Source organism: Variovorax sp. NFACC27 (assembly GCF_048301545.1).
Taxonomy (GTDB): domain Bacteria; phylum Pseudomonadota; class Gammaproteobacteria; order Burkholderiales; family Burkholderiaceae_C; genus Variovorax; species Variovorax gossypii.
This window is the reverse complement of the sequence record NZ_CP157613.1, coordinates 3,640,553-3,652,434: the sequence shown is the minus strand read 5'-3', so window position 1 is coordinate 3,652,434 and position 11,882 is coordinate 3,640,553. Positions and strand designations below refer to the sequence as shown.

7 protein-coding genes are annotated in these 11,882 nt (G+C 66.6%); 5 read left to right on the top strand and 2 right to left on the bottom strand.

Going from position 1 to position 11,882, the window contains the following annotated elements:
- Positions 1 to 18: 18 nt before the first annotated feature.
- Positions 19 to 2,904 carry a GH92 family glycosyl hydrolase gene (locus tag ABL840_RS17140; RefSeq protein WP_093302839.1) on the bottom strand — a complete coding sequence of 962 codons (2,886 nt, stop codon included), beginning with the start codon at positions 2,902 to 2,904 and terminating at the stop codon, positions 19 to 21.
- A 104-nt stretch (positions 2,905 to 3,008) separates the two neighbouring features.
- Positions 3,009 to 5,624, bottom strand: coding sequence for a GH92 family glycosyl hydrolase (locus tag ABL840_RS17135; protein WP_418116314.1), 2,616 nt, complete (start codon positions 5,622 to 5,624; stop codon positions 3,009 to 3,011).
- Positions 5,625 to 5,876: 252 nt separating this feature from the next.
- Between ABL840_RS17135 and ABL840_RS17130 the strand changes: the two genes are divergently transcribed.
- From ABL840_RS17130 to ABL840_RS17110, 5 genes are all read left to right on the top strand, one after another.
- Positions 5,877 to 6,854 (top strand): LacI family DNA-binding transcriptional regulator, encoded by a 978-nt coding sequence (locus ABL840_RS17130; RefSeq protein WP_093302835.1) that lies wholly within the window; start codon positions 5,877 to 5,879, stop codon positions 6,852 to 6,854.
- 514 nt (positions 6,855 to 7,368) lie between these two features.
- Positions 7,369 to 8,736 carry a carbohydrate porin gene (locus ABL840_RS17125; RefSeq protein WP_418116313.1) on the top strand — a complete coding sequence of 456 codons (1,368 nt, stop codon included), beginning with the start codon at positions 7,369 to 7,371 and terminating at the stop codon, positions 8,734 to 8,736.
- A gap of 203 nt (positions 8,737 to 8,939) precedes the next feature.
- Positions 8,940 to 10,148: an ABC transporter substrate-binding protein gene (locus ABL840_RS17120; protein ID WP_093303288.1), complete on the top strand. Its 1,209-nt coding sequence runs from the start codon at positions 8,940 to 8,942 to the stop codon at positions 10,146 to 10,148.
- A gap of 12 nt (positions 10,149 to 10,160) precedes the next feature.
- Positions 10,161 to 11,036: a carbohydrate ABC transporter permease gene (locus ABL840_RS17115; protein WP_093302832.1), complete on the top strand. Its 876-nt coding sequence runs from the start codon at positions 10,161 to 10,163 to the stop codon at positions 11,034 to 11,036.
- Positions 11,029 to 11,880, top strand: coding sequence for a carbohydrate ABC transporter permease (locus tag ABL840_RS17110; RefSeq protein WP_093302828.1), 852 nt, complete (start codon positions 11,029 to 11,031; stop codon positions 11,878 to 11,880). The genes ABL840_RS17115 and ABL840_RS17110 overlap by 8 nt, the downstream gene beginning before the upstream one ends.
- Positions 11,881 to 11,882 lie beyond the last annotated feature (2 nt).

The following is an 11,882-nucleotide window of genomic DNA, read 5'->3' as shown; positions in this document are numbered from 1 at the left end:
CGGCCCTCCGGTCGCGCTTCAGTTCAGCGGCGCGGCCAGCAGCTCGAATTCCGAGAGGCTGACCGCCCCGCTCCCCGCAATTTCCAGCCGATAGCTCGAATAGGCTCCCGGCGTCTTCACGACGAAGGGCCGCACCTGGCGGCGCCAGGCGAAAACTTCGCCCTGGCGCGTGTCGAGCGTGGTCCAGTTGATGCCGTCGTTCGACCCTTTCAGAGTCCAGCCGGCCGGGTCCTGCCCGGTCTTGTTGCTGGAGGTGAGCGTGTAGATCGCCACGGTGCGCGCCGTTGTCGCCGTGCTGCCCTGGATCCATGCGGCGCCTGAAGTGCCGCTGCTCCATTCCGTCAGCGAAGTCCTGTCGTTCAGGTTCTTCAGCCCGGTCGCGTTGCTCGCGGTGGTGGCGAAGGCGGAAGTCGGCAGCAGCGACTGCAGCGGCGACGGCTTGCCCGTGCCCTGCGTGACCGACGAAGGCGCATCGTCCTCGCCCGTGCCCCACGACGACGGGTTCGGCCCCATCTGGAACTCCAGCGTCGCGCCTTCCACCAGCTCGGCATGCGTCAGGTAGGTGCGCGTGATGCTCGCGCCGTTGAGCTTCAGGCCCTGCACATACCGATTGGTGCTGCTCACGCCGGGCGCGGTGATGGTGATGGCGCGGGGTTCGCCCTTGGCGTTGCGCACGAGCACGCTCGTCTTCGGGAAGTAAGGCGCGCCGATCGTGTACTCGGGCCGCCCGGTGGAGGCCGGATAGAAGCCCATGGCGCTGAGCACGTACCAGGCCGACATCTCGCCGTTGTCCTCGTCGCCCATGTAGCCGTCGCCGGTCGGGTTGCCGTCCTTGTCGAAGCCGGAGAAGTAGAGCTTGTCCATCACGTCGCGCAGGTACTTCTGGCCCGAGGACGGGCTTCCCGCGTGGCTGTACATGTAGATGGTGTGATGCACCGGCTGGTTGGAGTGCTGGTACTGGCCGACGCCCGCGAGCGCATCGACGTCGTAGGCCGACTTGATCTCGGGCTTGATGCCGGTGTGCGATCCATTCGGATCGGTGCCGTCGTAGCCGAGACCGGGCTTCGTCGTGAAGAAGGCGTCGAGCTTGGCCTTGAGTGCGGCGCGCCCTCCGTAGAGGTTGGCCAGGCCGCGGCCGTCCTGCGGCGTCGCGAAGGCGTAGGTCCAGGCGTTGCCCTCCGTGTAGCCGTAGTACCAGGCCATGGGGTTGGGCGCGCCGCCGCCGAAGGCTCCGCCCGTGCTCTTCTGGCGGAACCAGCCGCCGGTCCAGGTTCCGGTCGAGGTGCCGTCGAAGATGTTGGCGTAGCCGGTCGCGCTGTTGGCGAAGTAGGCGGCGTCGTCGACCTTGCCCAGCGCCTTGGCCATCTGGCTCACGCCGAAGTCGTTCAGGTAACCCTCGAGCGACCACGACACCGACTCGTCGTAGACCGTCGAGTAGCCGTAGAACGGCGTCTTCTCCATGCCCTTGCGGCCGCGGTCGCTGTCGGGGCTGTAGACGGACGCGTTCTTCAGCATCGAGTCGTAGGCGGCGTTGAAGTCGAAGTTGCGCACGCCCTTCATGTACGCGTCGGCAAGGATGATGTCGGAATTGGTGCCCACCATCATGTCGGCGTAGCCCGGGCTGGCCCAGCGCGTGGTCCAGCCGCCGTCCTTGCAGCCGTTGACGAAGCCGTCGAGCATCTCGCCGGTCTGCTGCGGCAGCAGCAGCGTGTACAGCGGCCAGGTGGTGCGGTAGGTGTCCCAGAAGCCGTTGTTGACCCACAGCTTGCCGGTGCGCACCGTCATCGGGCTCACGTACGGGTTCAGGTACGAGGGCGTGCCGTTCACGTTCTCCCATGCCGAATTGGGGTACAGGAAGGCCCGGTACATGTTGGAGTACAGGATGGTCTTCTGGTCTTCCGTCGCACCCTCGACCTGGATTGTGTTGAGCTTGTCGTTCCAGGCCTCTTTCGCCGCGGCCAGCACGCCGTCGAAGGACTTGGAGCCGATCTCCTGCGCGAGGTTGGCCTTGGCCTGCTCCACGCTGATGAAGGAGGTTCCGACCTTCAGGCCCACCGACTGCTGCCCCGTGGAAGTGTCGAAGCGCAGCCACGTCGGGAAGGAGTCGGCGCCCGAGGCCTTCACCGGTACGTCAGCCACCGCATAGAAGTACATGCGCGGCGAGCCCTGGTCGGTGTAGCCCGACACCACGCCATTGGCGGCATCGACGCCAAGCGATCCCGACACTCCCTTGAAGACGTCGAACACCACCGCCAGCGTCGGCTGGTTCGCGGCCGCGGTGAAGCGGAAATATGCGGCATGGTCGGTAGGTGTGATCTCGGTGCGGGTGCCGTTGTCGAAGCTCACGCTGTAGTAGTGCGCGTGGGCGACCTCGTTGCGGTGGCTGAACTTTTCGCCACGCGAGGCCTTGTCCAGCACCGGGTTGCCCGCCTTGTCGGTCTGCGTGACGGGCATGAACTGCACCGACTGGCGATTGCCCATCCACGGGCTGGCCTCGTGGACGGCCGCGAAGGCGAAGATGCGGTCCAGCGGCTTCGTGTCGTTCTCGTCCTCGAAGAAGGTGTAGAAGAAGTCGTTGCCCATGTAGCCGTCGTAGGGCTTGGTGTTGCTCCAGCCGGAGCTCTGGTCGTCGGGGTCGATGCGGTTCACCGGCGACCACATCGTGAAGCCGAAGGGCACGGCGGTGGCCGGGAAAGTGTTGCCGCGCGAATAGCCATCGTAGATATAGGCGTTGGAGTGCGAGCCGCGCAGGGTGTTGACGTAGTTCGCCAGGTCCTGCTTCGCGCGGGCTACGACGCCCCCGCTGCCGATGTCACCCGTGCCTGTTGCGGGCGGCGCTCCCGTGTTCGTATCCGCAACCGGTTGCCGGTCGCCGGCTGCCCCACCGCCCTGGGGCAGCGGCATGGAGAAGTCGCCGCCGGAGCCGCCTCCTCCACACCCCCACAGCGACGCCGCGACGATCCATGCGGCGGCCCGGGCAGCCCTGCCCGCGAACCTCGTCCGGCCGCTCACATCGCACCCGCGGCGGTTGCCTTGGTGTAGTCCGCTGCCGGGCCGGAAGGCGGCGCCAGCGCGGGGTCGGAGGCCCAGTCGGTGGGCGTGGTCGACAGCTTGAAGGAAAGCGTTCCGCTGTCCTTGATCCTGTCGAGCGGCAGCCATGAACCCGCGTAGGTCGTGCCGTTGAACTTCATCTCTGCGATGTAGCGCACGTTGTCGATCAGCGCCTGCCTGTCGGCCTCGATCCGCAGCTTCTTTCCATTGCCCAGCCAGAGATCCATGCCCGAGAACTGCGGCGTGGAAACCGCCAGCCCCGGCGCAGACGGAATCACCGGGTACAGGCCCATCGCGGCCCACACGTACCAGCCCGAAGTCGCGCCCATGTCGTCGTTGCCCGGCAGGCCGGCCGGATCGATGCTGAAGTTCTTCCGCATGATGACGGGGATGATGTACTGCGCGTACTTCGCGGAGCCGATCCAGTTGTAGGCCCACGGCGTCTGGAACGCCGGCTCGTTGCCGATGTAGTAGCCGTCGGAGCCCTCGCCGCCATTCAGGTCCTGGCCGCTGGGCTCGGTGCCGTTGAACGGGTCGACCGCGTCGAGCGAGAACAGCCTTGCGAGGCGGTCCAGCGTGCCGTCCTTGCCGCCCAGCTTCTTGGCGAGCAGGGTCCAGTCGTACGCGAAGGTCCACAGGTAGTTGGCTTCGGTCGATTCGTGGAAGACGCCGTCGCTCCAGTCGCCCGCGGCGGTCTTCGACTTCAGGGTCTTGCTGCTGTCGTCGAAGATGTTCTGCCAGTTGCCCGCGCGCTTGAACACCGTGTCGATCACGCTCTTGTCCGTGGCCCTGGTGGCGGGCAACGCATCGAGGAAGGCGCCGACGGAGCGGTCGGTGGTGATGGCCTCCAGCGTGGTCGACGAGGGGTTGTCGTAGCCCCTGTCGGAGGGAATCCAGCCGAGGCTCATGTAGTCGGCCAGGCTGTCGCCGGGCTTGCCGATGGAGAACTTGTCGTTGCACTGGCCCTTGGGGTTGGTGACGGCCTGCAGCATGTACTTGCGCGCCATGTCGAGGTCGAACTTGCGCGCGCCGAAGACGTAGGAGCCGGCGACGACGGTGGGCGCGTGGTCGCCGTTCATCGGTGTGGTGTCCTCGCTGCCGTCCACCCAGTGCGGGAAGGCGCCGCACTGCTGCGCGTCGGCCACCAGCGACTGCATCATCTCGCTGGCCTCGTCGGGTGCGATCAGGGCCAGCAGCTGGGCCTGGCTGCGGTAGGTGTCCCACATGGAGAAGCCCGAGTAGTGGGTCTTGTAGCCGGCGTCCTTGCCGTCGATCTTGAACTTGTAGTTCGCGACGTTCTCGGTCGCCCGGGTCGGCAGCACGTTGTTCGATTGCGAGAGGTCCGCCTGCTTCATGCTGCGGTAGTCGCCGTTGACATCGCTGTACACGGTCGGGCCGCTGTAGACCCTGTAGAGGGCCGTGTAGAACTTCTTCAGCTGCGTCCTGGCGTCGTCCTGCTTCTTCACGTCGAGCTTGTCGATCTCGCCCTTCTTCGCGAGATCGAGCTGCACGACGTTGAGGCGGTTGTTCCAGTCGGCCGCGGCGGCCGCCTTCACCGTGTCGAAGGAGGCGTCGAGGTTCTCGGCTTCGAGGTTCTTCTTCGCGTTGTCGGTGCTGACCGAGGAGATGCCCACCCTCACCTGCACCGTGAGGTCGGCATCGGCTAGGTCGAACTGCAGGACCGCCGCCTTTCCCGAGACGGCGGAGGCCGGCTTCAGCGGCTTGTCGAAGGTCGCGTAGTAGTACACGGGCTGCTTCCACGTGCCGCCGCAGAACTCGTTGGCGACCGCGGTGCCGGTGACCGACTTGCGGTCGGCAGCCAGCGCGACGTTCGTCAGGCCGGTGTAGGAGACGCCGTTCTGGTTCGGGTTGTTGCGGGCGGAGTCGATGACGAGAAAGGCCTTGCTCTTGTCCGCGTAGCTGAACCTGGCCATGCCGGTGCGCGTCGTCGCGGTCAGCTCGCTGGTGATACCGTTGTTGAACTTCACCTTGTAGTAGCCGGGGCTGGCCGACTGGTTCGCCTTTGCGTAGGCGAGGCCGCCCGAGGGAATGCCGGTGCCGGCGTCGTTCGGCAGGATGGCCACCGCACCCTGCCCCCGGCAGCCGGGGCCGTTGAGGTGGGTCATGCTGAAGTAGCGGATGGCCGTGTCGTCGTAGTAGTAGCCGCCCGAGCCGTAGCCCCAGGGCGATCCGCTGCCCCGGGTATCGGGGCCGAAGCTCACCATGCCGAACGGCGCCTGCGCGCCGGGATTGACGTTGCCCGAGTGGCCGCTTCCGGTGTTGGAGATCTTCGTTCCGACGAACAGGTCGACGTGCTCCGTGAGCGCGATGTCGACGCGCTTCTCCTGCCCGGGCACCGGCGTGGTCGTGCCGCCGTCGGGGCGCGGGGTGGTTCCGGTGTCGGCGCCGCCATCTGCCGAGGGCGTGGGAGCGGTCGTGGTCGTCGTTGTCGTCGTTGTCGGGCCCGGCGGCACCGAGAAGCCACCAGAGCCGCCACCGCCGCAGCCCCACAGCACCGACGCGGCCACCATGCCCGCGGCCATGGTCCTGCCGTACGAGATCTTCTTTTCCATGTCGTATGTCTCCCTGTTGCCTGTACATCGCCCGCTGTCGCCGGGGCGCCGAACGGGCGCAGTGTATGTACGGCCCCACGCCGGCGATCTTGTGATTTCCCGGACGAAACACAGCGTTGGCAGGGAAACAAACCAGCGCGCTTCCCCTTTCGGGCAGCGGCCTCGCGCGTGCAGCAGTGCCTCGACAACGCCGCGCCGCCACCATGAAAATGACGCCCTTCCTCACCGCGACAGTTCATCCCAAGGAGCTACATGCCCGTAACCATCCGCGATGTGGCCGAGGCCTCCGGCCTCTCCATCAGCACCGTATCGCGCGCATTGAAGAACCAGCGCGGCCTCTCCGACGAGACGCGCCGCATGATCCGGCAGGTGGCCCGCGACATCGGCTACAACGCGGCGCGCCTGCGCGGCGCCAAGGCAAAGCAGCTGGCCTTCATGGTCCACAGGCAGCACAGCCACTTCTCGACCAACCCCTTCTTCTCCGACGTGCTGCACGGCGTCGAGGAAGCGTGCCGCAGGTTCGGCATCGTGCCCACGCTGCTGACATGCGGGCCCACCGACCCCATCCGCGAGCAGCTGCGCATGCACGAGCCCGACATGATCCTCGCGGCCGGCTACTTCGAGAGCGAGGTGCTCGACATGGTGGCGGGCCTCGACCTGCCGATCGCGCTGATCGACTTCTCGCAGGGCGACCTCCCGTCCGTGAACCCAGACAACGCTGTGGGCGGCTACATGGCCACGCGGCACCTGCTGGACATGGGGCGCAAGCGCGTCGCGTACATCTCGGGTTCGCTGGCGCACGTGAGCATCCTGGAGCGCGCGCAAGGCTACCGCCGCGCGCTGTTCGAGGCCGGCATCCTCGCCGACCCCGAGCTGGAGGTTGTGGCGCCCACCGGGCAGCTGCACGACCTGGGCGCATCGGCTGCGATGCAGCAGCTGCTGCGGCTGCGCAAGCCGCCCGATGCGGTGTTCGCGTACAACGACGCCGCGGCGCTGGCGGCGCTGCGCACCTGCAGGCAGGCGGGCCTCTCGGTGCCGGGCGACATCGCCATCGTCGGCTTCGACGACACCCTCGCCGCCGCGCAGGCCGATCCGCCGATCACGACCCTGCGCGTGGACCGGCAGGAGCTCGGCCGCTTCGGTGTCGAGCTCGTGCTGCAGGGCGCCTCGATGCCCCGGCTCAACACCCTGCCTGTCGAGCTGATCGTGCGGGCCAGCACCAGCGGCTGAGGCTCTTTCTGCCGCTGCGCCCGGACCCTTCACCCCGGCGTTTTTTGCGCTGCCAACGCCGTGTTTCGTCCGGGAAATCACAAGACCGCCGCGCGAAACCCCGCTCCTACACTGCGTGCCGTCACACGTCGGGCCCCCTCGGGAGGCCGGCCTTCCGACAACGAGAGACACGGTTCACGCAGCACAACAAGAGGAGACACAGCACATGGCAGCGACTTGCATGCACGACCGGCGAATGCCTGAACGCGGGCTTTCTCGCCATGTCGCTGTGCGTCCCTTCTTTCATCACGAACACCGTGTGCCCTGCGCACGCCCTGCCTGTCGCCCGATGAAGCGATAGCGCGCCCCGCGTCCCCCTTCCCCTCCTTCCGTCCGAACGCGCCTGAACGCGTCCGAACGCGACACCGCCGGCTTCGACCGGCGCGGGACCGCTTTTGTCCGAAGCGGGCGGACGGGCTTTTTCTTCTTTCTTTTCACGCCTTCACAACAACCACCCTGACCAAGGAGACTCCCCGTGAAACCCAAGCTGAACCGGATCACCGCCGCGGCCGTCGTGCTGCTCGCAGGCATGCACGGACTGGCCCATGCCCAGTCCGCCGACACACCGACGGACGCGCCACCCGAGGCCGAAGTGAAGTCCGACCCCACCAAGGACTTCGTCAAGAAGGTCAACGACGCCACCGGCCTGGAGTTCTGGGGCTACGGGCGCGGCGGCTTCTACAGCTCGGGCAAGGGCAAGCCCAAGGGCGGCTATTCGCTCGGCGGCGACCTGCAGAAGTACCGCCTGGGCAACGAGGGCGACAACTACCTCGAGTTCGGCATCGGCAAGCGCTTCGACCTCGGCGACGGCATCAAGTGGGGCGTGTTCTACATGCCCACCATCTACAACGGCAAGAGCGGCACCGCGCAGGCGTACTTCTCGCTCAGCGGCATCTTCGGCAACAGCGCCACGCTGTGGGCCGGCCAGCGCTACCACCGCGTGCAGGACGTTCACATCGTCGACAAGTGGGTGGTGGAAGACGGCGACAACTACGGTGCCGGCATCGACGACATCCCGCTGGGCGGCCTCGGGCGGCTCAACGTGGCGGTGCACACCGCCGACTCGGTCGACAACAAGAGCGGCAACCCCAACAACGCCAAGCGCATCAACGTGCAGTGGCGCGACATCCCGACCAACCCGGGCGGCAAGCTCACCATCACGGGCGGGCTGATCTCGGGCGACTTCGCCAAGGGCAAGGACGGCGGCGCGCTCGGCCTGATGCACGTGCAGAAGAACTTCCTGCTGCCGGGGCTGAACAACATCTTCATCGCGCAGGCTTCCAACGGGCATTCGTCGCTCAGCGGCAAGTTCTACAACCTGGACAACAGCACGACCACCACCGGCTTCCTGCTGCCGGCGGGCATCGGCCAGTCGGACGCCTTCCTGTTCGCGCCGCTGGTCGAGCGCACGGTGATCACGCCGCAGCCCGGCGCGAAGCAGCGCCGCATCCTCGACTCGATGGACTTCCAGATCGGCCGCTTCGGCGGCCAGACGCTGATCGGCTACCAGACCACGCGGCCCGACAACGGCCCCGAGACGCGCGACTTCACGCTCGGCGGGCGGGTGTCGTACGGCATCGCCAAGTACACGAAGCTGCTGGCCGAGCTGGGCACGACGCGCCGCAGCACCGACGGCCAGCCGAAGCAGACGCTGAACAAGGGCACGATCGCCGTCGCCTTCTCGCCGAACACCGACTTCTGGACCCGGCCCGAATTCCGCCTCTACGCCACGCGCGCGAGCTGGAACAAGGCTGCGGCCGACGCCAACGCCGGCACCTTCGGGGCCAACGGGCGGCGCAGCGCGACCATCTTCGGCATCCAGATGGAAGCCTGGTGGGAGTGAGCGGGCGAATGGCGATTCCGCACGCCCTCCTGGCGGCGCTCTTGTTGCGCTCGCAACGCTGTGTTTCGTCCGGGAAATCACAGCGCGCGGCCCCGAAGGGGCTGCCTAAACTGCCGCCGATTCCGGAATCCGGCAATCCAGACAACAGAAGAGACAAGCAGATGAACACATCCCGATTCGCCATTGCCGCCCTGTGCCTCGCCATGGGAAGCGGCACCGCCATTGCCCAGCAGCAGAGCGTGGAAGTCCTGCACTGGTGGACCTCCGGCGGCGAGGCCGGCGCGCTCAACGTGCTCAAGGGCAACCTCGAGAAACAGGGCGTGAAGTGGAACGACATGCCCGTGGCCGGCGGCAGCGGCGAAGCCGCCATGACCGCGCTGCGGGCGCGCGTGACCTCGGGCAACCCGCCCACCGCCTCGCAGATGCTGGGCTTCGACATCCTCGACTGGGGCAAGCAGGGCGTGGTGGCCGACCTCAACGCGCTCGCCCAGAAAGGCGGCTGGGACAAGGTGGTGCCCCCCGCGCTGCAGAAGTTCTCGAAGTTCAACGGCAAGTGGATCGCCGCGCCCGTCAACATCCACTCGACCAACTGGGTGTGGGCCAACCAGGCGGTGCTGGCCAAGGCCGGCGTGACGGCCGAGCCGAAGACCTGGGACGAGTTCATCGCCGCCGCGGAGAAGGTGCAGAAGGCAGGCTTCATCGCCATAGCCCACGGCGGCCAGCCATGGCAGGACGCGACGCTGTTCGAGAGCGTGGCGCTCTCGACCGGCGGCATCGACTACTACCGCAAGGTCTTCATCGAGCTCGACGGCAAGACCATCGCCTCGCCCACCACGGAGAAGGTGTTCCAGCGCATGAGCCAGCTGCGCAAGCTGGTCGACAAGGACTTCTCGGGCCGCGACTGGAATGTGGCCTCGGGCATGGTGATCGGCGGCAAGGCCGGCTTCCAGGTGATGGGCGACTGGGCCAAGGGCGAGTTCGTCAACGCCAAGCAGGTGCCGGGCAAGGACTTCGCCTGCTTCCGCTTTCCGGGCACGCAGGGCGTGGTCACCTTCAACACCGACCAGTTCGTGATGTTCAAGATGAAGGACGCCGACAAGGAGGCCGCGCAACAGAAGCTGGCCGCCGCGATCATGGAGCCGGGCTTCCAGTCGGCCTTCAACGTGGTGAAGGGCTCGGCGCCTGCGCGCACCGACGTGCCGGACACCGCCTTCGATGCCTGTGGCAAGAAGGCGATCAAGGACGTGGCCGAGGCCAGCCAGGGCAACACGCTGGTCGGCTCCATGGCGCACGGGCACGCCGTGCCGGCTTCGATCAAGAACGCGTTCTACGACGTGATCACGCGGCACTTCAATGGGCAGCTCGACGACAAGAAGGCAGTGGCGGCGCTGACATCGGCGGCAAAGAACTGATCCCAGCCGCTCTTGAAAGCTCACAACAACCTGCTCCCCCGGCTCCTGCTGAGCCCCAGCGCCCTGCTCGTGCTGGTCTGCGTGTACGGGTACATCATGTTCACGGTGTACCTGTCGTTCACGGCGTCGACGATGCTGCCCACCGCCGAGTGGGCGGGCACGGCGAACTACGAACGGCTGCTCGGGCTGGAGAACTGGGAGGTGTCGCTGCACAACCTCGCGGTGTTCGCCGGCCTCTACATCGTCATCGCGATGGTGCTGGGGCTGGCGCTGGCGATCCTGATCGACCAGAAGATCCGCGCCGAGGGCGTGCTGCGCTCCATCTTCCTCTACCCGATGGCGCTCTCGCTGATCGTCACCGGCACGGCCTGGAAATGGCTGCTCGACCCCGGCGTCGGCCTGGAGCACACGCTGCAGAGCCTGGGCTGGAGCAACTTCTCCTTCGGCTGGATCAAGGACGGCGACATGGCCATCTACTGCGTGGTCATCGCCGCAGTGTGGCAGACCTCCGGCTTCGTGATGGCGATGTTCCTGGCCGGCCTGCGCGGCATGGACAGCGAGCAGATCAGCGCCGCGCGCGTGGACGGCGCGCGCACCTGGCAGATCTACGCGCGCATCGTGATTCCGCAGCTGGGGCCGGTGTTCGTCTCGGCCTTCGTGATCCTGGCGCACATGGCGATCAAGTCCTACGACCTGGTGATCGCGCTGACCAACGGCGGGCCGGGCCGCTCGACCTGGCTGCCCTCGGTCTTCATGTACCAGTACACCTTCGCGCGCAACGAGATGGCGGTGGGCGCGGCGAGCTCGGTGCTGATGCTGATTGCGATCAGCGTCGTGGTGGTGCCCTACCTGCTGCGCGAGATGCGGGGAGCGAAGAACAATGGCTGAGAAAAGCCTGCGCCTTGCGCTCTACGCGCTGCTGGCCGTGATGGCACTGGTGTTCCTGATGCCGGTGTACGTGATGGTCGTCAACTCGCTGAAGCCGCTGGAGGAGATCCGCAACGGCAACCTGATGACGCTGCCGGTCGACTGGACCCTCGCGCCCTGGCGCGCCGCCTGGAGCACCGCGCAGATCGGCGTGCAGCCCACGGGGCTCAAGCCCTACTTCATCAACTCGTTCCTGCTGGTGGTGCCGGGCGTGGTGCTGTCGACGCTGATCGGCGCGGTGAACGGCTACATCCTCACGCAGTTCAGGGTGCGCGGCGCGCACCTGCTGTTCGCGGCGATGCTGTTCTCGGTGTTCATCCCGTTCCAGATCGTGCTGATACCGATGGCCAAGACGCTGGGCCTGCTGGGCATCGCGGGCACGGTGACGGGGCTGGTGTTCGTCAACACGGTGTACGGCATCGGCTTCACCACCCTCTTCTTCCGCAACTACTACGCCGCGTTTCCGCAGGAGCTGGTGCGCTCGGCGCGCATGGACGGCGCGGGCTTCTTCGGCGTGCTGTGGCGCATCCTGCTGCCCAACAGCACGCCGATCATCGTGGTGACGGTGATCTGGCAGTTCACCAACATCTGGAACGAGTTCCTCTTCGGGGCCTCGTTCAGCGACTACAGCTCGTTTCCCATCACGGTGGCGCTGAACAACCTCGTCAACAGCTCCACGGGGGTGAAGGAATACAACGTGCACTTCGCGGGCGCCTTCATCGCGGCGCTGCCGACGCTCATCGTGTATCTGGTTTCCGGCAAGTACTTCGTGCGCGGCCTCATGGCCGGCTCGGTCAAAGGCTAGTT